General features: G+C 61.4%; 20 protein-coding genes. 8 read left to right on the forward strand and 12 right to left on the reverse strand.

Annotation, left to right across the window (positions count from 1 at the left end; all coding sequences use genetic code 11):
* Window positions 1-162 precede the first annotated feature (162 nt).
* Window positions 163-1245, reverse strand: coding sequence for a glycosyltransferase family 9 protein (locus tag QLG02_RS21625; protein WP_282466080.1), 1083 nt, complete (start codon window positions 1243-1245; stop codon window positions 163-165).
* 164 nt (window positions 1246-1409) lie between these two features.
* On the opposite strand from QLG02_RS21625, the gene QLG02_RS21630 reads away from it, so the two are divergent.
* Window positions 1410-2123, forward strand: a complete 714-nt coding sequence (locus QLG02_RS21630; protein ID WP_011704082.1) for a 3-deoxy-D-manno-octulosonic acid kinase — start codon at window positions 1410-1412, stop codon at window positions 2121-2123.
* Window positions 2124-2193: 70 nt separating this feature from the next.
* Window positions 2194-3057 carry a sensor domain-containing diguanylate cyclase gene (locus tag QLG02_RS21635; protein WP_044798709.1) on the forward strand — a complete coding sequence of 288 codons (864 nt, stop codon included), beginning with the start codon at window positions 2194-2196 and terminating at the stop codon, window positions 3055-3057.
* A 7-nt stretch (window positions 3058-3064) separates the two neighbouring features.
* Here QLG02_RS21635 and QLG02_RS21640 read toward each other — a convergent pair whose 3' ends face one another.
* Entirely contained in the window at window positions 3065-3919 is an 855-nt protein-coding gene (locus QLG02_RS21640) for a carboxylate/amino acid/amine transporter (protein ID WP_039214096.1), read from the reverse strand.
* Window positions 3920-3962: 43 nt separating this feature from the next.
* Here QLG02_RS21640 and QLG02_RS21645 point away from each other — a divergent pair, with 43 nt between their 5' ends.
* Window positions 3963-4421 (forward strand): DUF6314 family protein, encoded by a 459-nt coding sequence (locus QLG02_RS21645; protein WP_282466081.1) that lies wholly within the window; start codon window positions 3963-3965, stop codon window positions 4419-4421.
* A 138-nt stretch (window positions 4422-4559) separates the two neighbouring features.
* Here QLG02_RS21645 and QLG02_RS21650 read toward each other — a convergent pair whose 3' ends face one another.
* Both QLG02_RS21650 and QLG02_RS21655 read right to left on the reverse strand, forming a co-directional pair.
* Complete coding sequence (locus QLG02_RS21650; RefSeq protein WP_016348904.1) at window positions 4560-4721, reverse strand: hypothetical protein; 162 nt, start codon at window positions 4719-4721, stop codon at window positions 4560-4562.
* Complete coding sequence (locus QLG02_RS21655; protein ID WP_282466082.1) at window positions 4706-5605, reverse strand: EamA family transporter; 900 nt, start codon at window positions 5603-5605, stop codon at window positions 4706-4708. The genes QLG02_RS21650 and QLG02_RS21655 overlap by 16 nt, the downstream gene beginning before the upstream one ends.
* Window positions 5606-5696: 91 nt before the next feature.
* Between QLG02_RS21655 and QLG02_RS21660 the strand changes: the two genes are divergently transcribed.
* Window positions 5697-6671 carry a LysR family transcriptional regulator gene (locus tag QLG02_RS21660; RefSeq protein ID WP_269384692.1) on the forward strand — a complete coding sequence of 325 codons (975 nt, stop codon included), beginning with the start codon at window positions 5697-5699 and terminating at the stop codon, window positions 6669-6671.
* On the opposite strand, the gene trpS is transcribed toward QLG02_RS21660, so the two are convergent.
* On the reverse strand, window positions 6650-7663 hold the full coding sequence (gene trpS / locus QLG02_RS21665) for a tryptophan--tRNA ligase (protein ID WP_016348907.1): 1014 nt from the start codon (window positions 7661-7663) through the stop codon (window positions 6650-6652). The genes QLG02_RS21660 and trpS overlap by 22 nt on opposite strands.
* A gap of 191 nt (window positions 7664-7854) precedes the next feature.
* The gene (locus tag QLG02_RS21670) at window positions 7855-8289 is read right to left on the reverse strand and encodes a universal stress protein (RefSeq protein WP_010635648.1); all 435 of its coding nucleotides are present in this window, start codon (window positions 8287-8289) and stop codon (window positions 7855-7857) included.
* A 466-nt stretch (window positions 8290-8755) separates the two neighbouring features.
* On the opposite strand from QLG02_RS21670, the gene fabV reads away from it, so the two are divergent.
* The gene (gene fabV / locus QLG02_RS21675) at window positions 8756-9943 is read left to right on the forward strand and encodes an enoyl-ACP reductase FabV (RefSeq protein ID WP_282466083.1); all 1188 of its coding nucleotides are present in this window, start codon (window positions 8756-8758) and stop codon (window positions 9941-9943) included.
* Between the two features lie 16 nt (window positions 9944-9959).
* On the opposite strand, the gene QLG02_RS21680 is transcribed toward fabV, so the two are convergent.
* Window positions 9960-11750 carry a GGDEF domain-containing protein gene (locus QLG02_RS21680; RefSeq protein WP_257689826.1) on the reverse strand — a complete coding sequence of 597 codons (1791 nt, stop codon included), beginning with the start codon at window positions 11748-11750 and terminating at the stop codon, window positions 9960-9962.
* 209 nt (window positions 11751-11959) lie between these two features.
* Between QLG02_RS21680 and ftnA the strand changes: the two genes are divergently transcribed.
* Window positions 11960-12484, forward strand: a complete 525-nt coding sequence (gene ftnA, locus QLG02_RS21685; protein WP_016348910.1) for a non-heme ferritin — start codon at window positions 11960-11962, stop codon at window positions 12482-12484.
* A 160-nt stretch (window positions 12485-12644) separates the two neighbouring features.
* Window positions 12645-13829 carry an NAD(P)/FAD-dependent oxidoreductase gene (locus tag QLG02_RS21690; RefSeq protein WP_026080422.1) on the forward strand — a complete coding sequence of 395 codons (1185 nt, stop codon included), beginning with the start codon at window positions 12645-12647 and terminating at the stop codon, window positions 13827-13829.
* Between the two features lie 186 nt (window positions 13830-14015).
* On the opposite strand, the gene QLG02_RS21695 is transcribed toward QLG02_RS21690, so the two are convergent.
* Entirely contained in the window at window positions 14016-15236 is a 1221-nt protein-coding gene (locus QLG02_RS21695) for an MFS transporter (protein ID WP_282466084.1), read from the reverse strand.
* A 263-nt stretch (window positions 15237-15499) separates the two neighbouring features.
* Here QLG02_RS21695 and leuE point away from each other — a divergent pair, with 263 nt between their 5' ends.
* On the forward strand, window positions 15500-16138 hold the full coding sequence (gene leuE, locus QLG02_RS21700; RefSeq protein ID WP_241326445.1) for a leucine efflux protein LeuE: 639 nt from the start codon (window positions 15500-15502) through the stop codon (window positions 16136-16138).
* 43 nt (window positions 16139-16181) lie between these two features.
* Here leuE and QLG02_RS21705 read toward each other — a convergent pair whose 3' ends face one another.
* The 4 genes from QLG02_RS21705 to QLG02_RS21720 all read right to left on the reverse strand — a co-directional run bounded on the left by QLG02_RS21705 (window position 16182) and on the right by QLG02_RS21720 (window position 21684).
* Entirely contained in the window at window positions 16182-16868 is a 687-nt protein-coding gene (locus QLG02_RS21705) for a fimbria/pilus periplasmic chaperone (protein WP_282466085.1), read from the reverse strand.
* A gap of 2 nt (window positions 16869-16870) precedes the next feature.
* Window positions 16871-18487, reverse strand: a complete 1617-nt coding sequence (locus tag QLG02_RS21710) for a hypothetical protein (RefSeq protein ID WP_282466095.1) — start codon at window positions 18485-18487, stop codon at window positions 16871-16873.
* A 2-nt stretch (window positions 18488-18489) separates the two neighbouring features.
* Complete coding sequence (locus QLG02_RS21715; protein WP_282466086.1) at window positions 18490-20937, reverse strand: fimbrial biogenesis outer membrane usher protein; 2448 nt, start codon at window positions 20935-20937, stop codon at window positions 18490-18492.
* An 81-nt stretch (window positions 20938-21018) separates the two neighbouring features.
* Window positions 21019-21684, reverse strand: coding sequence for a hypothetical protein (locus QLG02_RS21720; protein WP_282466087.1), 666 nt, complete (start codon window positions 21682-21684; stop codon window positions 21019-21021).
* Window positions 21685-21709 lie beyond the last annotated feature (25 nt).

Genomic DNA, 21709 nt, shown 5'->3' on the forward strand with positions numbered 1-21709 from the left:
GATGTAAAGGCGGCGAATTTTAACAGAAGGTGGCGGATAAAAAAACGGCCGGAATCATATTCCAGCCGATCAAAGTATTCGTAGCTTGCTGCGGGAGCGTCACCCACATCAGCCGCCATTCTGCCTGCCGCCGTGTGGGTGGGCCAGCAGATTATCCCTGCTTCACTGCTCGGAAATTCCGAGTTGCTGCCCGGCGGGCAGCTGGCGATCGGCGCAGAGCTGGTCGAAGGCGGCGATGACCCGCTCGCGGGTTATCTTGCTCATGGCGTCCGGATCCTTGAGGCGGGTGCGCCAGCCGAGCTCGGCCAGCGGTTTGCCGGTCTCCTGCTCGACCAGCTCCTGATAGACGCTGACCGCGTAGTCACGGCACAGATAGGGGCCGGTCCGGTCCGGGTTGTGGTGGGCATAGAGGCCGAGCACCGGTGTGCCGACAATGGTGGCCATGTGGGTGGGGCCGGTATCGGGGGCCAGCACCAGACTGGCTTCCTTGATCAGCGCCAGCAACTGCTTGAGGTTGGTCTGCCCCACCAGATCCACCGGCTTGCTGTGGCTCAGCCGTTGAATGTCGGCGGCCAGATCCCGCTCCAGTTTGGCCGGCCCGCCGCACAGATAGACCTGAAAACCCTTCTCTGCGGCGTGATCCGCCAGCGCGGCATAGCCGGCGGCAGTCCAGTTCTTGAATGCCTTGCTGGCAGCGGCGCAGATGAGCAGGGTCGGCTTGCCGTCAATCTTCTCTTTCGCCCAGGCCTGGTGCTCGGCGCTGATGGGCAGTTGCCAGTCCGGGGTCAGATCCTGGATGCCGAGCTCTTTGGCGAAGGCGAGAAAGCCGTCCAGCACGTGAGGCGAGGCGGGGGATGGCACCTTGTGGTTGGTGAACAGCCACTGGCCATCGCTGGCCCGCTCCCGATCAAACCCGAGTTTGACCTTGGCCCGGATGCCGAGGGTGGCGATGCTGGCCCGCATGGCCGCCTGCAGGTGCAGCAGGGCATCGAATTGGCGTCCCTTGAGGGTCTGCCAGAGCTCGCGATAGCCGCGCCAGCCCTTGCTCTTGTCGAAGGCGATGACTTCGACCCCGGGCAGATCGGCAAAAAGCGTCGCTTCAATCTTGCCGGTGATCCAAGTGATGCGGGTCGTCGGCCAGGCCCGCTGGATGACGCGCACCAGCGCCAGCGCGTGGCAGCAGTCGCCGATGGCGGAGAGCCGCAGGATGCAGATGGAGGAGGGCGGCGTTTGGAACAGCGGCATGATGTGGCGCAATGGTGGCAAAATGGATGGATGGCATTATGCAAACTCCCCCGTGGATTGTAAAATTGCGCACGACTGGCAGCCGGTGCCCCTGATAAGGCCCGTGTTGCCGTTGCCTGCCCTTGCCTTGTGTAGCCATGACTGACCGACCGGAATCGCCAAAAATGCAAATTCAGACCGAACACAACCAGATCTGCTGGTACGCCGAAGGGGCGTTTCGCGACCCTTCTCCCGAGCTGTTTGATCCGGCCTGGTGGCAGACACATCGCCAGGTGGTGGGGTCTTCCATCGGCCGCGGAGTGACCTGGTTCGTCAAGGATGAATCCCGCCACCTGGTGCTGCGTCACTACTATCGCGGTGGCATGGTGGGCAAGGTGGTGCGGGATCGCTTCTGGTTCGAAGGGGTTGAATCGAGCCGGGCCATGGCCGAATACACGCTGCTGGCCAAGTTGAGCGCCCAGGGATTGCCGGTGCCGCGCCCGTTTGCCGCCCGGATGGCCAAGCAGGGTCCCTTCTATCGAGCTGACATCCTGATCGAGCGCATCCGTGGCGCCAAGGATCTGGTCGCCCTGCTCAAGCAGGGGCCGATCGCCGGCGAGGTGTGGCACAAGGTGGGCCAGACGGTGCGCCGGTTGCACGACGCCGGGGTCTATCACGCCGATCTCAACAGCCACAACCTGTTGCTCGACAAGGAGGGCAAGGTGTGGGTGATCGACTTCGACAAGGGCGCCATCCGTTCTCCCGGCAACTGGCAGCAGGCCAATCTGGAACGGTTGCTGCGCTCCTTCAACAAGGAGTCCCAGTTGCATACCAGTTTTCACTTCGTACCGGAGAACTGGCAGGCCCTGATGAACGGCTATCAAGGAAAAGCGAGCTGACCCTGTTGCTCGGCGCGAGAGCCAATGTTACTTATTGAGAAGGTCTTCAGATTCGGTGTCGAGGCGCTCGATGGACATGCTCAAGGCTCCCCTCAGGGAGGCAATTACCCGGTTTGATCTGGCGCTGATGGCGGATGCCATAGCCTTGCTGGAGGCAGGGCTCTGGAGCTGGAGCCCGCAGCAGGGCGTGCAGCGGGATCTCTCCTGTCTGCGGCTGCTGGGATTGAACGAAGCCGGTCTGGACGATCTCGGCTGGCTGGAGCGGGTGCACCCCGACGACGTGGGGAACCTGCAGGAGGCGCTGACCGCCTGCCAGAGCGGGCGGGTGGCCCAGATCCGGCTCGAATACCGCATCCTGCATCACGACGGCCACTATGTCCGGCTGGAAGAGCGGGCCAGGCGCGATGTTCACGGCCAGGTGCTGGGGGTGGTGCGTCTGCTCGACTCACAGGCACTGCTGGTGGAAGAGCGGCACGGCACCGATCCCCTCACCGGGCTGGAGAGCCGCAGCCACTTCGAGCTGTTGCTCGATGAGCGGCTGGCCAGCGAGAGCGGCAGCTTCAGCCTGCTGCAATTCAGCGTCGACCACAGGGCCAAGATCCAGCAGCTGTTTGGCGAGGTGGCCTGCGATGCCATGCTGGCCAAGCTGGCCCGCATCGTGCGTCACGAGCTGCGGCGGGAAGATCCCTTCGCCCGCTGGGACGAAGACGGCTTCATCCTGATGCTCTCCCAGACCGATCGGCTGAGCGGCCTCGAGATTGCCGAGCGGCTGCGGCTCGAGATCGCCGATGCCAGCCTGCTGCCGCAGCGACCGGTGACCGTCAGCATCGGCCTGGTGCAGAGCCAGGCCGGCGAGCAGATCGATCACCTGCTGGCCCGGCTGGCTACCTGCCACGGTCAGGCCAGACGTGAGCACAATACCGTCGTCGGCTGATTTCTAGTCAGCGCTCACTTACCCCATGACGCTGGCATACCCAGAGGGAGGCCAGCATCAGCAGGCCGCCCAGGGTGAGCCTGAGCAGGTCGGTATCCTTGCCCCACAGCAGCAGGTTGACCAGCAGACCCGCCGGGATCAGGGCGTTGTTCATGATGGCCAGCACTCCACTGCTGACCTGGGTCGCCCCCTTGTTCCACAGGAAGTAACCAAGCCCGGAAGCACCTATCCCCAGCCACAACAGAATGCCCCACTGCAGGGTACTGGTGGGGTATTGCGGCGTGCCCAGTAGCCACCAGGCGGGCAGAGCCACGGCCAGGGCGCCCAGATAGAAGCAACCGAACACGGCGAGCTGGGGGGGCTGCTCCTTCTCCCGTGCCAGCAATACCTTGTAGCCGACCTGGCCGATGGCGAAGCAAATGTTGGCACCCTGCACCACCAGGAAGCCCAGCACGTAGCTTTCGGTCAGCCCGTCGAAGCGGATGACGGCCGCCCCCAGCACCGCCAGCAAGGCTCCCCACAGATAGGTGGGCTTGAAGCGCCGCTCCAGCAGGTCATGGATCAGGGTGACGTAGATGGGGGTGAAGATGGTGAACACCAGCACTTCCGGCACCGTCAGCAGCAGGAAGGAGTGGTAATAGAACAGATACATGATGCCGAGCTGGGTGGCGCCGAGGGCCATCAGCTTGGCCACCAGGTCGGGGCGCAACCAGCGCCGTCTGAGAAAGGGCAGAAACACCAGGCTGGCGAGCACGATGCGGGTCAGTACCGAGAAGTAGGCATCCACCTGACCGGCGAGGTAGACCCCGATCAGGCTGAAGGAGAATGACCAGAGCAGGGTAACCCCTATCAAGTAGTTCATGTGGTTGATTTGTCGTCAGTTGTCAATTTTGAAGGGGGCTATGATGGCCGAGATGGAAGCCGTGATCCAGCGTTTATGGCGCCAGTTGCCACAGATCGGAGCATTTGCCTTTACCGCAAGCAACGGGGCAGGCTCCGCCACCGACTGGTGCGGCAGTGGCGAGGGGGAGGTGACGGTGACCGATCATCAGGGTGGCTGGCTGTTTGCCGAGCAGGGCCGCTACACCACGCCCCATGGCCGGGTGCTGACCATGCACAACCGCTTCTGGTGGCAGCGTGGCGAGCGGGGGATCCGGCTCTCCCATCTGCGCTACGAGCAGCCGGTGGTGCTGTTCGAGCTGCTGCCTCAGGCGGATGGTCGCTGGCTCACCGCCGAGCCCCACCTGTGCGGCCAGGATCACTACAGCGCCGAGCTGACGCCGACCGGGGACGGCTTTCTGCTCGGCTGGCAGATCACCGGCCCGCGCAAGAACGAGCGGCTGAGTTATCGCTATCGGGTGTGACGGGCGGCAGGACGGGGCAAGGCAGGCATAAAAAAACCGGCGCAGAGCGCCGGTAGAAGGGACAAATCGGAGGTTTTTTTGAAAAACGGTCCCAAAAACAGGAGAGATACACTCTCGTCACACATTCAGAAATGGATGTCAGGCACTCAGCGCATAGCTCAGCATGGCTTGCAGCTTGCTGTCGAAGAACCAGGGCAGCAGCACCATCAACAGTCCGAGCAGACCCATCAGCCGCTGGCGATACTGCCAACCGGCGATCACTACCAGGCCGCCGCAGAGCGTGGTCAGGATGCCTGACATAGGGCAGCCTCCCGCTGGACGCGGCGCTGCTGGGCCCACTGGTTGAGGGCGACCGAGCCCAGGATCAGGGCCAGTGCCACGCCGGTGGTGGACTGGATCTGTTCGCCGAGGAACAGGGCACCCAGCATGACGCCGAACAGCGGCACCAGGTAGTTGCTGAAGGAGGCGAAGGTCGGGCCCGCCTTCTGGATCAGCGCCATGTAGAGGAAGTAGACCAGACCGGTACAGAACACCCCGAGCACCGCGACGGCGCCGACGGCATGCTGGCTCGGCATGGTGAGCGCGCTCAGATCGGTGACGAACGGTGCGGCCAGCATCAGCTGGATGGCCGAAGAGATCAGGATGTTGCGTGCCACGACCACCGGGTGGTCCTTGGCGAAGCGCTTGATCATCAGCAGGCCGATGGCGAAGCAGCTGGCACCGAACAGGATGGCCATGGCGCCGAGCAGGCCGGCATTCATGCCGCTGGCCAGTTTCGGCCAGAACAGCACCAGCACGCCGACGAAGCCGATGACCACGGAGACGAGACCGCCCTTGGTGATTTTTTCACCGGAAACCAACAAGGGTGCCATCAGGATGGTGACAAACGGGATACAACCCATTACCACGGCGGCGATGGCGCTATCCACATACTGTTGACCCCAGGCCACCATGATGAAAGGCAGGGTGGCATCGAGCAGGGCGATCAGCATATAGGTACGCCACGGGGTGTGCTCGCTCTTGAGACGCATGAACAGGCAGAGCAGACCCAGGGTCAGGCTGCCACACAAGGCGCGACCCGCTGCCACCATGATGGGGGGCAATTCGGTCACGGCCTGATGCATGAAAATGAACTGGGAGCCCCACAACAGGCCAATCGCCAGCAACAACAGATAGCTACGCATTTTAATCTCCGATGTAATTCGCCTGTGCATTCTATGCAATCTGCTACTATGCCAAAAATGAATTGTCGTCATTCAACCATGGCCAATATCGATGGAAATGCCCCTTTCCCGCCTCGACCTCAACCTGCTCACCGTGTTCGACATGCTGATGCAGGAGCGCAACGTCACCCGTGCCGCCGAGCGGCTGCACCTCTCCCAGTCCACCGTCAGTCATGCGCTGGGGCGGCTGCGAACGGCGCTGGATGACCCCCTGTTCGTGATGAGCCGGCGCGAGATGATGCCGACCGAGCGCGCCAAGGCGCTGGCCGGCCCGGTGCGTCAGGCGCTGGCCATGCTGGAGCAGGGGTTGCGGCAGGCCAAGGGGTTCGACCCCGCCAGTGCGCGGCGGATCTTTCGCATCGCCACTCCGGGCTCGGTGGAACACGGTCTGGTGCCGGCGCTGGTGGAGCGGCTGCACCGGCATGCCCCGCACTGCCGGCTGGAGGTGTGCGAGCTGGCGGACAGCGACTACGAGCGGGAGCTGGAGAAGGGGGAGCTGGATCTGGTGATCGGCTTCGCCGATGCCAACCACCTCTCGCCCCGGCTGTGGCGCGAGCCCTGGTTCAACAACCCGCTGGTCTGTCTGTCGCCCCTTGGCAGCGAACTGCCGGACGTGCTGGGGCCGGACGATCTGGTCAGCCGGCCCCACATCCACACCTCCAGCTGGGGCCACAGTCAGGCCATGGTGGATCTCTGGCTGGCCCGCTTCGGGGTGGAGCGTGAACTGGGTGTCCGATTACCGAGCTTTATGGCGGTGCCGCCGCTGATGGCCACCGGTCGCTATCTGGTGGTGGTGCCCGAGATGATCGGGCGCCACTTCTGCCGCTACTACCCGCTGCGGCTGCACCAGCTGGACCCCGACATCCCCATCGTCTATCTGATGGCGGGCCACCCGCTCACCGCCCATGACGAGGCGATCGGCTGGTTCAAGGGGTTGTTGCACCGGCTGGCGTTCGAGCGCTACGGCGCGGATGCGCTCGGCAGCCCGGCGCAGCGCGGGGCGGATCAGTTCAATCCGGCGAAGTAGTCGAGCCCCATCGCCCCCTTCACCTCGGCCAGCACCTCGTCGGTCAGGGCGCGCGCCTGCTCGGTGCCCTGCTGCAACAGGCGCAGCAGCTGGCGCTTGTCGGCGATGGCCGCCTCGCGCCGTTCCCGCATCGGGGCGAGCAGGGTCTGCAGGCAGTCGTTCAGCACCTGCTTGCAGCGCATGTCGCCCAGCCCGCCGCGCTGGTAGTGGGCCTTCATCTCGGCCACCAGCGCCTTGTCGGGGTGGAAGGCATCCAGATAGGCGAACACCGTATTGCCCTCCACCTGACCCGGATCGCTCACCTTGAGGTGGTTGGGGTCGGTGTACATGGCGAACACCGCCTGCTTGATCTCCTCCGCCGACATGCCGAGCTCTATGGTGTTGCCGAGGGACTTGGACATCTTGGCCTTGCCGTCGATGCCGGGCAGGCGGCCGGTGTCGCTCAGGATGGGCTGGCACTCTGTCAGCACCTCTTTGCCCACCAAGGTATTGAAGCGGCGCACTATCTCGTTGGTCTGTTCCAGCATCGGCAGCTGATCCTCGCCCACCGGCACATGGGTGGCGCGAAAGGCGGTGATGTCGGCGGCCTGGCTGACCGGGTAGATCAGGAAGCCGGCCGGCAGGCTGCGCTCGAAGCCTTTTTGCTGGATCTCCGCCTTGACGGTGGGGTTGCGTTCCAGCCGGGCGACGCTGACTAGGTTGAGGTAATAGGTCGTCAGCTCGGCGAGGGCGGGCAGGGCGCTCTGCAGGCAGAAGGTGGTCTTGGCCGGGTCGAGGCCGGCGGCCAGGTAGTCGGCCATCACCTCCAGCACGTGGTCGGTCACCTTGGCCGGGTTGTGGCCATTGTCGGTCAGCGCCTGCAGATCGGCGATCATCACGAACTGGCGGTAATGGTGCTGGGCTTCGACGCGCTGGCGCAGCGAGCCGACATAGTGGCCGATGTGCAGTTTGCCGGTGGGACGGTCGCCGGTCAGGATAACGGGGTTGTGCATGTCACTCTCTCCAGTTGGGTGAGCCGGGAGGCGACAAAGGGATGAAAACAATGACCGCCTCTCGGCGGTCACGGTGTTTTCTTTGGGAAATTTTACATAGAAAAGCAGTGCCGCCTGTTTAAGAGCAGCACCACCAGTAGTTGTGATTGAATGAGGTCATATTCATGGCAAATGAAACTACGCCTGTTTGATCACTTCTGCAAGGGGACGACCAGCAGATCGCAGGGCACGGTATTCATCAGCTGGCGCGCGCTCGAGGTGAGCAGGCTCCAGAAGCTCTGGCGATGGCCGCACACCAGCAGATCGATCTGGTAATCCCTGACCGCCTGGTTGACCCGCTCGCTCAAATCACCGCAGATCACCAGCTTCTTCTCGATGGGGTAGTCCACCGAGGCCAGGAAGGCTTCCAGCTTCTCTTTCGCTTCGGCGATCACCTGATCCTGCACGTTGTCGATGTCGATATCGATCATCTCGGTGTAGAGATCCTTGAGGTCCACATCGACATGGATCACCGACAGCTTGGCGCCGTTGGAGCGGGCACGGTCGACCGCCTTCTCGATCACCTTGCGGTTGTCTTCCGACAGGTCGATCGCGGCCAGTATGTGTTTGTAATAGGTTCCATTCATGGGAGTTCTCCTCACTGATCCTGAGTCCACTATACCAATGTCTGCTGAAACTAAAATGGTGTCCCCGGCACAGTTTTGGGATTTAAACGAGTTTCTTATGGAGCTTGTCCGCCGACAGCAGCCAATAAACTGGCTATAAATCGAACAGGAGTTTGAAGCAGGTCACACCCGCCGGCTTGCCCGCAGCCGGTGACAGGCATAGGATGTGCCCGTGCTTCGCAATGAACACAAAACAACAAAAAGCATCTGAATACCGCTTTGGGGAGCCTCGCGCTCCCTTTTGTTTTTCTGCCGCCTTCTCGCCGATATTCCGCCCGACATCAAGGTAATCCCGTCTCGCTTGGTTATGCTGTAGCCAGTTCCTTTGGCAGACCGTCGCCGGCCATTGAACACCGGATCCCGGTTGGATGCGGGTCGGTCTGCACTGTCATTTTGCGTATCGTATTGATTCCTTGGAGACTCCTTGATGATCATTCACCCACAGATCCAGGGCTGCGTCGCCCGCAACTGTCATCCCATCGGCTGCCGTGCCGCCGTGCTGCAGCAGATCGAGCGGATCCGGGCGGCGGGCCCGTTCAACGGGCCGAAACGGGTGCTGGTGCTGGGCGCCTCGTCCGGCTTCGGGCTGGCGTCGCGCATCGCCCTGACCTTCGGGGCCGGTGCCGACACCGTCGGCGTATCGTTCGAGCGGGGCCCCTCCGACAAGGGGCCGGGCAGCGCCGGCTGGTACAACAACATCTGGTTTCGCAAGGAGGCGGAGCAGGCCGGCCGTATCGCCATCAATCTGCTCGGGGATGCCTTTTCTACCGGGATGCGCCAGCAGGCCATCGACACCATCCGCCAGCAGCTGGGGCAGGTGGATCTGGTGATCTACTCGCTGGCGAGCGGCATCCGGGTGTTGCCTGACGGCACGCAAGTGCGCTCCGTGCTCAAGACCACCGGCCAGCCATTCAGCGGCTGGGGACTGGATCTGGAACACGACACCTTGGTGCAGCAGGCGCTGGATCCGGCCACCCCGGAGGAGATCCGCGACACCGTCAGCGTGATGGGCGGCGAGGACTGGCAGCTCTGGCTACAGGCGTTGCAGCAGGCGGATTGCCTCGCACCCGGCGCGCAAACCGTGGCCTACTCCTATATCGGCCCAGAATCGACCTACCCCCTCTATCGGGACGGCACCATCGGTTATGCCAAGGAGCATCTGCACGCCACCGCCGAGACCATCAACCTGCAGCTGGCGGAGCTTGGCGGCCACGCCTGGGTATCGGTCTGCAAGGCGCTGGTGACCAAGGCGAGCGCCTATATTCCGGTGCTGCCGGTCTATCTGGGACTGCTGATGGGGGTGATGAAGGAGCGTGGCGTGCACGAGGGCTGCATCGAGCAGATGCAGCGGCTGTTCGCCACCAAGATGTACGGCCCGCAAGGGGTGGTGGCCGACGGCAACCGGCTGATCCGGATGGATGACCACGAACTGGACCCCGCCATTCAGGCCGCCGTCTCGGCGCTCTGGTCCAAGGTTACGCCGGACAACTTCCATGGGCTGGGGGATTTTGCCGGGTTGCGCCAGGACTTCATGCAGCTCAATGGCTTCGAGCTGCCGGGTGTCGACTACGGCGCACCGGTGGATCTGGCCTCGCTGACCGAGTTGCTGCCCTGAGCTAGGGGGCTGAAGGTCAGGCCACGCTGCTGGCCAGGGCCTCCGGCTGCTCCGGGTTGCTCGGCTCTGCGGCCAGGATGGTCTGGTTGCGGCCCTGGCGCTTGGCCTGATACATGGCCATGTCGGCCCGGTGGATGAGCTGGCCCAGCCCGTCGTCGGCGGCCGAGCGGCCGGCTACCCCGATGCTAATGGTCATGCGGGGTTTGTCGATCTGGCCGATGCGCTGGCGTAGCTGCTCTGCCAGATACCAGCAATCCGCCGCCGGCAGCGGCACCGCTACCAGAAACTCCTCGCCGCCCCAGCGCCCGACCAGCTGCAGGTCGGGTGCCCAGGATCTCAGCTCCCGCGCCAGCCGCTGAATGGCCCTGTCTCCCGCCTGATGGCCGTGACGGTCGTTGATCTGCTTGAAGTGATCGATGTCGATGATCAGCAGGGTGAGCGGGCCCTCTTGCTGCCACTGGGTAGCCAGCCGTTCCAGCAGGGCGCGGCGATTGGGCAGCTCGGTCAGCTGATCGAAGGTGGCCAGCTTGTAGAGGTGGCGCGAGCTGCGGTGCAGCCGGTGGGTGGTGACGCCCAGCAGCAGCAGGGCACTGGCCAGCAGGCCGACCAGGGCCAGCTGGTAGTGGCGGGCACTCTGCTGATGCAGCAGCTGCTGGCGCTTGTTCTCGTTCTCCTGCTGCAGCACCCGGTTGCTGGCCTCGCTGCGGGCCAGATCCATCTCGGCCTGGAAGGCGGCGGCATGCTGGCTCAGGGTCTGGTTGAAGTGCTGCTTGTAGTCGTTCACGTATTCACTGAGCGCCTGATAGGCCTCGGGGTAGCGCCCCTGATCCGCCAGCAGGCTGGCCTGCAAGGCCTTGCTGCCGGCACCGGCAGGCCCCTGGCTGGTCAGCAGTTGCAGCGCCAGCTGCTTCTCGCCGCTGCCCTGCAGCGCCCTGGCCCGGGTCTCCAGCAGGCGCACCCCGGCTTCCGGGTAGCCCAGTTGCTGATAGAGCGCCTGCGCCTCGTCCAGAGCACGCAGGGCACCGGCCCAGTCGCGCTCGGCATTGAGCGCCATGGCCTGATAGCCGAGGATGATGGCACGGTAGTCCGGCGCCAGCGCCGGGTTGGCCAGCAGATTGTCCAGCAGCCGTCTGGCCTGGGCGGGGCGATCGGTATCGATATAGAGCCGCGCCATGTTGGCTCGGATGATGATCTGGCTGTTGGGTTCGTCCAGCTGCACCATGCGCTGCAGCGCCTCCAGGTAATAGCTTTCGGCCTCCCGCGCCAGATTGAGGTCGGCGTAGAGGTTGCCTAGGGTCATCAGCAGGCGGGCGCACTGCAGGCTGGCGATGGTGGAATCCGGTATTGTCTGCTTGAGGCGGAAGGCGGTCTTGAGCTCGGCGATCGCCGCACTGAGCTGCTGGGTGCGATAGAGCGCGAGCCCGTTCAGGGCGTGCCACTCGGAGGTTTGCTGCGGATGGCCGGCGACGGCGGGTTTGAGCTGCTCCAGCAGGGTGAGCGCCTGATCCGGCGCTTCGGTATCCAGGGTGAGGGCGATCTGCTGCAAGCGGAAGTCGAGCAGGCGCAGGGTCTCCTGCTGGGCACTGGCCAGCCCGCGGGCACGGGCGTTGTCGAGCAGGGCTTGCGGATAGCGCCCCAGCGCGGCCTGGGCCAGGGCTCTGGCGTAAAACTGCTCCATGTCCTGCTGCGGGTTGGCGTCGAGGCGCTGCAGATAGCCGACGGGATCGCGCGCCGCCTGCAGTTCAGCCTCTTTCAGCAAGGAGGGAGTGGCCTGCAGCTGGGTCATCCAGAGCAGCGCCAGTGCCATTATGAATCTCATTGAATCCTTTCCCCGACCACTGGCGCCATCATAATGGCTGAATCCACCTACACCATGTTTCTTTGCTTCTCTATAACCGTATGGGGGATAGGATGAGGCGAAAAGCTGTCACAACTGAGAGCTCGGGCAGCGGTATCTGGTTGCTTCATAACGAAACTGTGGCGACAATCGTGACCAAATCACAGTGGAGAATCATCATGTTGGCCAAAGCCATGATCGAGAAGTTGAACGAGCAGATTAATCTTGAATTCTATTCCTCCAACCTCTACCTGCAGATGAGCGCCTGGTGCGAGGACAAGGGCTTCGAGGGGGCGGCCAACTTCCTGCGCCAGCACGCCGTCGAGGAGCGTCAGCACATGGAGCGCCTGTTCACCTACGTGAGCGAGACCGGTGCCATGCCGCTGCTGGGTGCCATCGATGCCCCTCCCCACGAGTTCAAGTCGCTGGGCGACATCTTCCGCACCACCCTCGAGCACGAATACCACATCACCAAGTGCATCAACGGCCTGGCCCACGTGGCGTTCACCACCCAGGACTACTCCACCTTCAACTTCCTGCAGTGGTACGTGGCCGAGCAGCATGAAGAGGAGAAGCTGTTCAAGAGCATCGTCGATCGCCTGTCGCTGGTGGGGGAAGACGGCAAGGGCCTCTACTTCATCGACAAGGAGCTGGCCGAGCTGGCCAAGGGCGCTCCTGCCAGCATCATGGATGGCAACGCCTGATAGTCGTGGACACTTAGTGTTCAGCCAGTACAATGACGGCCCCTCTCAACAGGGGCCGTTTTCTATTGCGGCAGCCATGAAACCGCGGTGCTGGTTTTTGCCGGATACAATGACGGTCTTCGTATAAAGGGGCCGTTTTTCTTTTGATGAGTGAGTGATGATGAAGCAGTTTGATGTGGTGGTGATCGGCGCCGGGGCGGCCGGATTGATGTGTGCGGCCCAGGCCGGTTATCGGGGCCGCTCCGTGCTGGTGCTCGACAACGCCAAGAAGCCGGGCCGCAAGATCCTCATCAGCGGCGGCGGCCGCTGCAACTTCACCAACCATCAGGCCGGCCCCCACGCCTTCCTCTCTGCCAACCCCCACTTCTGCAAGTCGGCGCTGGCGCGCTACACCCAGCAGGATTTCATCGATCTGGTGGACCGGCACGGCCTGAGCTATCACGAGAAGACCCTGGGCCAGCTGTTCTGTGACGAGAGCGCCAAGGAGATCGTCGACATCCTGCTGACCGAGTGCGACTGGGCCGGCGTGGCCCTGCAGTTCCAGACCGAGATCCTCACCGTCAGCAAGAGTGACGAGGGCTTCGTGCTGACCACCAGTCAGGGGGAGATCAGCTGCCACTCGCTGGTGGTGGCCACCGGCGGCCTCTCCATGCCGAAACTTGGCGCCACCCCCTACGGCTTCAAGCTGGCGGAGCAGTTCGGCCTCAAGGTGCTGCCAACCCGCGCCGGACTGGTGCCCTTTACCCTGCATCAGGCCGAGAAAGAGGCGTTCGCCGATCTGGCCGGGGTCAGCCTGCCGGTGGCGGTGACCGCCGAGGATGGCACCTGTTTCAAGGAGGCCATGCTGTTCACCCATCGCGGTCTCTCCGGCCCGGCCATCCTGCAGATCTCCTCCTTCTGGCTGGCGGGGGAGAAGATCCACATCAACCTGCTGCCGGAGCTCGACATCGCCGCCACCCTCAGGGAGTGGGCCCAGGCCCATCCGGCGCAGGAGTTGAAAACCGTGCTGGGGCGCGAGCTACCCAAGCGCTTCGTCGACAAGCTGGTGGAGCTGGGCCAGCTGGTCAGCAAGCCGATGCGCCAGTACAACGAGCGGGAGCTGGAGGCGGTAGCCACTCTGCTGGGGGATTGGCAGATCCTGCCCAACGGCACCGAGGGTTATCGCACCGCCGAGGTGACCCTGGGGGGGGTGGATACCAACGAGCTCTCCTCCAAGACCATGGAGGCGCGCAAGGTGGCCGGTCTCTACTTTATCGGCGAAGTGGTGGACGTGACCGGCTGGCTCGGTGGCTACAACTTCCAGTGGGCCTGGTCTTCCGGCTGGGTGGCTGGCCAGTACTGCTGATGGAGGCTGCTTCTATATCGTCGATGAGCGCGATAGCGGCCTTTGGGGGGCAACTTCCAGTGGGGCTGTAGCCCCGGCGGCTGGGTCGCTGGCCAGTATTGCTGACCTACCCTCGTTCTCATCCACTTCAGACGCGGCCGCTCAGGCCGCGTTTTTTATGGGTTACATCCCTCGCGGGGTGGCCCGCTATCCCTTTCTAAGGGTTGGCAAGAACGCAGTCAGCAAGCCGATGAGCGGCAAGTAGGAGCAGACCTGGTACACGGTTTCGATGCTGGTGGCATCGGCCAGCTGGCCCAGCAGGGCCGCCCCTATGCCCCCCATGCCGAAGGCGAAGCCGAAGAACAGGCCGGAGATGGTGCTGACCTTGCCGGGGACCAGCTCCTGGGCGTAGACCAGGATGGCAGAGAAGGCCGAGGCCAGGATCAGGCCGATGATGACCGAGAGCACCGAGGTCCAGAACAGGTCGACATGGGGCAGCAGCAGGGTGAAGGGGGCGACGCCGAGGATGGAGATCCAGATCACCCGCTTGCGGCCGATGCGGTCACCGATCGGCCCGCCGAGGACGGTACCTGCCGCGACGGCAAACAGGAAGGCGAACAGATAGAGCTGGGCGCTGTCCAGCGACAGGCTGAACTTGTCCATCAGGTAGAAGGTGTAATAGCTGCTCAGGCTGGCCATGTAGAAGAATTTGGAGAACATCAGCAGGCCGAGGATGGCCAGCGACCAGCCGATCTGGCGACGGCTCAGGCCATGGCCGAGGTGCGCCTTCATCCGTTTATGGAAGTTGGCGGCGTGGTGGCTGGACCAGCGCCCGACCAGGCTGAGCACGATGACGCCGACCAGCGCAAACAGCGAGAACCAGGCCGCGCTGCCCTGGCCCTGCGGCACTATGATCAGCGCGGCGAGCAGCGGGCCTATGGCTGATCCCAGGTTGCCGCCGATCTGGAACAGCGATTGGGCCAGCCCAGGTTGACTGCCGGCCGCCATGCGGGCGACCCGGGAAGATTCCGGGTGGAACACCGACGAGCCGATGCCGATCAGCATGGCCGACAGCAGCACGGCGCCAAAGCTGGCCGCCTGCGACAACGACAGCAAGCCGATCATCGTAAAGCCCATGCCGAACGGCAATGAATAGGGCATGGGCCGGCGGTCGGTGTAGAGGCCGATCAGCGGCTGCAACAAGGAACCCGTGAACTGGTAGGTGAGGGTGATGAGGCCGATCTGGGCGAACGACAGGTTGAGGCCGAGCTTGAGCAGCGGATAGATGGCCAGCAGCACCGACTGCATCATGTCGTTCAACAGGTGCGAGAAGCTGATGGCGGCGATCACCGGATAGGTGGTGCGATTCAAGGCGTCGTGCGCGGTAGTGGCGGCGAGTGGCTGATCGGTACTGAGGCTCTTTTCCATGAGGGCGGGTTCTGTGAGTCTGGGTATGGCTTAACATGCCTGATCCCGACGCGTCTGGACACCACAAAGTGGGGCAGGAAGAGAGCAGTGAGAGAATGGGGCAACCGATCACGGATCGGCACTTGTGCTCGGCGGGCGGCGGATTAGTATAGAAACCTCGTCGTCGCATACCCGCCATGGAGGGAACATGTTCGAAAGCCTGGGAGTCATCAATGTCTGGACCTGCCTGACCGGGCTGTTCTCCAAGTCTTGGGGGGCGCACCATGTTTGAGAGCCTGGGAGTCATCAACGTCTGGACTTATTTGGTCGGACTGTTTTTCATCATCATAGCGCCGGGTCCCAACTCGATTTATGTGCTGCGCACCGGGGCGAGCCGCGGCGTTGGCCCGGGCTACCAGGCGGCCCTCGGGGTCTTCGTCGGCGACGCCATCCTGATCTTCTGCGCCTATCTGGGCATCGCCTCCCTCATTCGCACCACCCCGCTGCTGTTTACCCTGGTGCGCTACCTGGGGGCCCTCTATCTGCTCTATCTGGGGGTGAAGATCCTGCACGCCAACTTCATCGCCAGGCGGGAAGGGCAGGCGCCCGTGGTCGAGCACGGCGAGCGCTACTTCTCCAAGGCGCTCACCTTGAGCCTCACCAACCCCAAGGCGATCCTGTTCTACGTATCCTTCTTCGTGCAGTTTGTCGACTTCAACTACGCCCACACCTGGGTCTCCTACCTGGTGCTGGCGAGCATGCTGGAGGCCATGAGCTTCGTCTATCTGACCCTGCTGATCTTCGGCGGCACCCTGATGGCCCGCTTCTTTGCGCGCAAGGTACGCCTCGCCAAACTCGGCAATGGCCTTATCGGCCTCTTCTTTATGGGCTTCGCCGCCCGGCTGGCCACGTTGTCATCCTGATGGTCGGGTCACAGCTCAATCCCGGTCGCCCGCTCGCGAGCGGCTAGTCAGGCCAGCAATCCTTGCCAACCCGGATGAACCGGGATTGGTAGACGATGAGCTTCTGGTTGCCTGCCTGGCCGATCCTTGGGTTCTGGTAGGTTTCGCCGGGCAGCAGGTATTTGCTGTCGGCCTCGCTGTCCGCCTGCAGACATCCCCGTTTCACCATGAATTCGAAGTAGGTGTTACCGGTATTGGTGATGCTGCTCCTTGCCGGATCCAGCTGGTATTGAAAATGCACCTGGCGCGGGCGCACCACCAGGGTCGATTGCAGCGCGAGTTTCATCTCCAACGCACCACGGCGCCTGGCCTGGCCACTTTCATCAAGCTGGGCCGCCGGTGACTCGGTGAAAGTGATGCGATAGTAACGCTCCTGACCATCCGCCGGCCCCTTGTAGTAGAGCTTGACGTTCTGCATGCGCTTGGCGTGCAGGGTGAAGCGCTTGGGGGCGAACAGCAGCTCGCCAGGCACCGTCGGAACGCTTGTTCCCGTGGCCGTGGGATTGCTGATTTTTTCCATCTGCACTTCGTAGACCTTGGGCGAGCCACTGTTGTTGGTGACGGTCCGGGCGATGAACTCTTCGTTCGGTGCCATGGCAATCGTCATGGCGCCGATGTCGATGGCCATGGCCTGTGAGCTCAGCGTGCCGGCCAGCAAGAGCCAGAGAATGCGATGCATGTCGTTCTTCATGGTCAGCGCCAAGTCCCTTTGATGGTAATGGTACCGCTTTGTTGTACTTCCCCTTCCCACAGGTCGTTGCCAATGGTGCGTTGCACCATGGGATCGGTCAGATCGAATTCCAGCGCCAGCTTGTAGAATCGGGTAATGCCTTTGCCGCTGACGGGGTCATTCCATTCCTGTGGAGGCTGGCTGTCCTGAATCCCCAAGGTGCGAATATCCAGCGGCGTCTGATCACAGCGGACCGCATGTCGGGAGGCTGTCCCATGGTTGGTCGAATCAAATACCAATCTAGTCGGTATAGGTACTGCCTGTTCGGGAACAGCCTGCCCTACGGGGTAAAAAGTGCAGAGACCTTGATACGGAGCCCCGATATCTTGTGAAACAGTAATCTCAAGCATGTCTGCACTGATGGGCCCACTATCCGAGATATTGTAAGAGAAACTCAATATATCCTTGCCCACATTGCCTTCTCGGTAGGGATTGCTCACCCCCTCCGAGGATAGAATGGAAACACTGAAGTCCCGTGGTTTTATGATGATCTCGGTGGTGCCGCTGAATTCATAGAATCCACTTTCCGGCGCTTTGATATTTCGCATATTAAAGTTAATCAAATTTCTGGTGAGCTGTTCTTGTAATCCCAACCTGACCACTTGTTTGAAAAAGTTGCTTGATAGAAAAAGATAAATGGACGATTGTCCTCTAAGATAGCTGACATTGTAATCCGCACCTTTAAGAGCCCAGTTGGTCAGATTGGCACTCATCTGTACATCACCGCCAACAATGGCGCTGTTGAGTGCCGCATTTTTGATGTTGGTATAAATATACGGGTCTGAAAATGACTGGCTGCCATCTTGATTGAAGTCGTAGTCCAGAAAGCGGCACAGCACTCCATCTCGTGTACCCAGCCGATAATTCTCACAACCTTGTGAACCGGGCAGCACATAGGGAGCCCCATTGCTGTCGACGATCACTTCACTGATCGCATTGGTTTGTATGAAACGTAGGTGTCCCGCTTTTTTATGCTGGGTCCGCTTGACGTACCAGGTCCCACTATCCTGATTGATACAGCGTTCCCCGGCAGCGGCATCATAGATTCTGGTGGTCATGCAAAGATTCATTTCTCTATTCAAAATGCCCCCGGCAGGCATGGTGCGAAGATAGTCAAAGAAAGCGGAGCTCAATTTTGCATGGGCATATCCGGTGGCGGCTTTCATCAATCCGAAAAATCCAGTTTCATTTACTGAGGCGGGTTTATTCATCGCTTCTGCTGTCTGTGGATCACACCCAGCCCAGCTTTTTATGCAACGCTGATTGATATATGGATATTTAACTGGGCCGTTTTCCCACATATCGATGTTGTAGTTGGTCACTGTGTAGTTATGACCATTGTCTGCATATGCCAAACTGACCTGCCTGGAGTCAGTTGTCCATGCGTTGCCGCCCGTCAGGCGAGGGTCCAGATAATCGGTTGGTGTAATGAATAAATTGTGGTCTTCCTGGTTTTCAATAAACAGAAAATGGCGCAGATCAGCGTCGACCAAATTATATTTTATTACTGCGGCACTGGCCTGCGAGGCCCAGCTGGTGGCAATTACCATCGCCAACAGCCATTTATATGCGGGATTCATCATCAGTACTCTCTCACCATGGCATAGGTGGGCAGCCCCTGGCAGGTAATAATGCCTACCCAGGCGGCGCCGCTGTGTTTTTCAAGATCGAGCTCGGCTTCACAGAAGTCATTCCCCTGGCGGAAAGTCAGCATGGGATTGGTTTTATCCACATCCAGCGAGAATTCACCCTCCTCGTTGGTCACCGTGGTGCCGATATGGTTGTCGATGCGGGCATTGGCCAGCAAGGAGCCGTCTTCTGCCCTGAGTATGCCGAAGACAGTCACCATCTCCTTGATGGTGCTGCTCGCATCCAGGGTGGCCACGTTGCCGGGAAACAGGGTGTAGCGCTGCTTGCCGGTATTGATGTCGTAGCTGTCCTTGCCCCGCTTGCTGTTGAGCAGCTCTATCTCGTACTCCCCGTAAGGGGGGAGGGCGAGGAAGGTCTGCTCGCCATGCAGGGGGTAATCCTGTCCGTTGACCTTGGCGAGCATCTGTCCTTCGCGATCGATCCCGGTATTGATGATCAAGCCGGACCCCGAGGAGTTGCGGCTAGAGGCGACCAGTGAGTCCTCGGTAGTGACCAGGGCGCCGCGCGCAATCAGGTTGCCATTCATGTCGCCACCATGGCTGCGGCCCAGTGTCATGGTGCCGCCGATGACCCTGTTCTCGAACCCGAGAGTGCCGGAGAGCGCCATATTGTGTTCATCACTGCCGTGCATCATGCGCGAGGCATTGAACGAGGCCAGATTGATGACACCGTCCATGCGTTTCTGGTAGTTGAGGTTGGCCGTGGTCTGGCCCTGCTCGTTGCTGCTCATGCCAAAGCTGAACAGGTTGTCGAACGGGATCGAGTAATCCAGCGTGATGCTCTTGTTGTTGAATCCGTTGAGCGTGCCGCTGTCGCTCTGCAGGCTGGCGCGCAGCGACAGGTTGCCGTATTTGCCGGCATAAAGGTGCTGGTAGTAATCGGCATAACTGCGATCGCTGTTCATCTGGCGGTCGTGCAAGGTGTTGAAGGTGAGCTGGCCGAGACCGCTGACCCAGCCACCCAGATTGAGCGTGATGCCGGCAGAGTAGAGTTCGGCGTTGCTTACTGTCAGGGCGCTGCCGGTCTCGAGCTTCTCCTGGCTGAGCCAAAGAGAGGCATTGTCATGGGCCTGCAGGGCAAGGCTGGATGCGAATCGCCACGATTGGTCGGAGGCCAGCATGGTTTGCAACTGGGCACTGACACGATCGGTTGCCTGCCAGTTTGCACGCGCTTCGCCTACCGCAGCATCCTTGAAGGCATAGGTTGTGGTGGCCAGTTCCAGAGTATCCAGCGAACGTGCCAGTGATACTCCCAGCAGCGGTGAATCACCGTTGTTCTGGGCGCCTTCCATCATGCCTCCCCACCATTGCCATCCCCACTCCTGAGTAAAGCCCAGACTACCGCCCAGTTTGGTGACGCGCTGGGTCGTGGTGCTGGTCAGCCGTCCATCGACATAGACTTCGACCGTGACGTTGTAGACGCCACTGGGGAACGCCGAGGTGTCGATATTCTGGTTGCCGATGGCCAGGTTCTGCAGGCTGATCAGGCGATCCTCACGGTACACCCTGACCTCGCCATTGGCAGGCATGAAGACTTGTACCGGGGTGGTGGACGCGTCGGCTTTCTGTTTACGTGACTGGGCCTGGTTGCCGTACGATGCCCCATAAATGCGGCCAGTACTCAGGCCGGTCACCACCCCCAGCGTCTGCAGATCCCAGGTCGAGGCCATGCCGGCCGCGATGCGGCGATCGTCAAGATCCCGCTCGTACATGGCACGATAGATGTCACCGCTCTGTTCTGGCTCCCCTAGGTTGTAGAGGGAGGCGTCCAGCGCCATGTGATGGGCGCCCATCCCGACGGTACTGTCCAGTTGCAGGAAGTTGGAGTCGCTGTGACCGTTTTGCGGATTGCTGTTGAAGGAGTAGCCCAGATTGTAGCGATGCACCCCGGTCAGGGCGTCAACGGTCGGGGTCAAGGTCACCCGGTTGTCCGGCTGCCTCGCCTGGCCGAATGCATCGCGTGAAACCCGAATCGTCAGCAACATGGCCACCAGGTCAAGCTGCATGCTGGCGTTGGCATCTATCTGCAAGCTGCCCTCGGCAGAAAACGTGCGTTTCTCTTCGCTAGCGAGCATGGTGGTCAGCTGGTCGTTGAGCAGACCTTGCTGCTGGCCAGCACCAAAATCGATGTGCAGCAGATGCAGCTTGCCGTCCTGCAGCAGCAGGGTGGCATTGCCGATCGGGTTATCGGTCAGGGTGTCGAGCCGGTTTTTTTCATCCGTGTACTGCAGACGAACGGGAACAGCCAGCCCTTCTGCCAGAGCCTGGGCAAAACTGGCCGGAATGATGACGTTGGCGATCTTGAGTGGCGCCGCGCTGTTGGCCGAGGCGGAGACCACCATCAGCAATGAGAGCGGCAACAAGCAGGTTTTCTTCAACATATCACGCACCATGGTTTCAGATTTCGGCAAAACAACACCGCCACTCGACCGGGTGGTGAAGGCAGTACCAGCACAAACGGGTTATTTGACGACGACGAATTCCTGACCCAGCCAGAGGCCAAGATGACTTTGCGGATCCTGCAAATCGACTTTCTTGAAGCGGCGCTGCTTGCCGGGCAGGTCGTAGTAGGTCTCTTTGCACTGCGCCTGTGCCTTGCGGTCCAGACAGGGGCCGTAGGCCACGGTGCGGTAAGAGGCATTCCCCTGATTGCTCAACATTCCGTTTTGCAGGTTGTAGGCGAAGTGCTGCTGGCGTGGCGTGACCACCAGAATGGTGCCTATCTGGGCAGAGGTGGTGGCAACCGCCTGGCGGCGATTGTTGCTCTGGTCGTCCATCGACAGGGCGGTGTCCAGCCAGCGGATGCGGTAGTAGCGCTCCTTGCCATCCTGCAGTCCCTTGTAAAAGAAACGCACGTTGTTCTTGGCATGGGCGGGCAGCATCAGTCGGCTGGGCGAGAGCATCAGCTCGCCGGCCACTTCCATCGGGATCTCCTGGCCACCCTCTTCGGGTGAAGAGATGCGGCTGATGGAGATGGTGACCAGCCTGGCTTGAGCACTGCCATTCTCGATCTCCTTGGCTACATCCTGGTTGCCTGCATCGATGAAGGTGGTGACGGAACCAACGTTGATGGCCTGGCTGACCCCGGGAATAAACAGCATCCATGCCATCAGCATTTTCAGGTTCATGGGAACTCCTGTGATTGCAAAGGGC

This window comes from Aeromonas sp. V90_14 (assembly GCF_029967615.1).
Lineage (GTDB): Bacteria > Pseudomonadota > Gammaproteobacteria > Enterobacterales > Aeromonadaceae > Aeromonas > Aeromonas hydrophila.

Excerpts from the sequence above, each read along its gene's own strand:
- QLG02_RS21625 (WP_282466080.1), bottom strand. The coding sequence starts at position 1,245 with ATGCCGCTGTTCCAAACGCCGCCCTCCTCCATCTGCATCCTGCGGCTC.
- QLG02_RS21630 (WP_011704082.1), top strand. The coding sequence starts at position 1,410 with ATGCAAATTCAGACCGAACACAACCAGATCTGCTGGTACGCCGAAGGG.
- QLG02_RS21635 (WP_044798709.1), top strand. The coding sequence starts at position 2,194 with ATGGACATGCTCAAGGCTCCCCTCAGGGAGGCAATTACCCGGTTTGAT.
- QLG02_RS21640 (WP_039214096.1), bottom strand. The coding sequence starts at position 3,919 with ATGAACTACTTGATAGGGGTTACCCTGCTCTGGTCATTCTCCTTCAGC.
- QLG02_RS21645 (WP_282466081.1), top strand. The coding sequence starts at position 3,963 with ATGGCCGAGATGGAAGCCGTGATCCAGCGTTTATGGCGCCAGTTGCCA.
- QLG02_RS21650 (WP_016348904.1), bottom strand. The coding sequence starts at position 4,721 with ATGTCAGGCATCCTGACCACGCTCTGCGGCGGCCTGGTAGTGATCGCC.
- QLG02_RS21655 (WP_282466082.1), bottom strand. The coding sequence starts at position 5,605 with ATGCGTAGCTATCTGTTGTTGCTGGCGATTGGCCTGTTGTGGGGCTCC.
- QLG02_RS21660 (WP_269384692.1), top strand. The coding sequence starts at position 5,697 with ATGGAAATGCCCCTTTCCCGCCTCGACCTCAACCTGCTCACCGTGTTC.
- trpS (WP_016348907.1), bottom strand. The coding sequence starts at position 7,663 with ATGCACAACCCCGTTATCCTGACCGGCGACCGTCCCACCGGCAAACTG.
- QLG02_RS21670 (WP_010635648.1), bottom strand. The coding sequence starts at position 8,289 with ATGAATGGAACCTATTACAAACACATACTGGCCGCGATCGACCTGTCG.
- fabV (WP_282466083.1), top strand. The coding sequence starts at position 8,756 with ATGATCATTCACCCACAGATCCAGGGCTGCGTCGCCCGCAACTGTCAT.
- QLG02_RS21680 (WP_257689826.1), bottom strand. The coding sequence starts at position 11,750 with ATGGCACTGGCGCTGCTCTGGATGACCCAGCTGCAGGCCACTCCCTCC.
- ftnA (WP_016348910.1), top strand. The coding sequence starts at position 11,960 with ATGTTGGCCAAAGCCATGATCGAGAAGTTGAACGAGCAGATTAATCTT.
- QLG02_RS21690 (WP_026080422.1), top strand. The coding sequence starts at position 12,645 with ATGAAGCAGTTTGATGTGGTGGTGATCGGCGCCGGGGCGGCCGGATTG.
- QLG02_RS21695 (WP_282466084.1), bottom strand. The coding sequence starts at position 15,236 with ATGGAAAAGAGCCTCAGTACCGATCAGCCACTCGCCGCCACTACCGCG.
- leuE (WP_241326445.1), top strand. The coding sequence starts at position 15,500 with ATGTTTGAGAGCCTGGGAGTCATCAACGTCTGGACTTATTTGGTCGGA.
- QLG02_RS21705 (WP_282466085.1), bottom strand. The coding sequence starts at position 16,868 with ATGAAGAACGACATGCATCGCATTCTCTGGCTCTTGCTGGCCGGCACG.
- QLG02_RS21710 (WP_282466095.1), bottom strand. The coding sequence starts at position 18,487 with ATGAATCCCGCATATAAATGGCTGTTGGCGATGGTAATTGCCACCAGC.
- QLG02_RS21715 (WP_282466086.1), bottom strand. The coding sequence starts at position 20,937 with ATGTTGAAGAAAACCTGCTTGTTGCCGCTCTCATTGCTGATGGTGGTC.
- QLG02_RS21720 (WP_282466087.1), bottom strand. The coding sequence starts at position 21,684 with ATGAACCTGAAAATGCTGATGGCATGGATGCTGTTTATTCCCGGGGTC.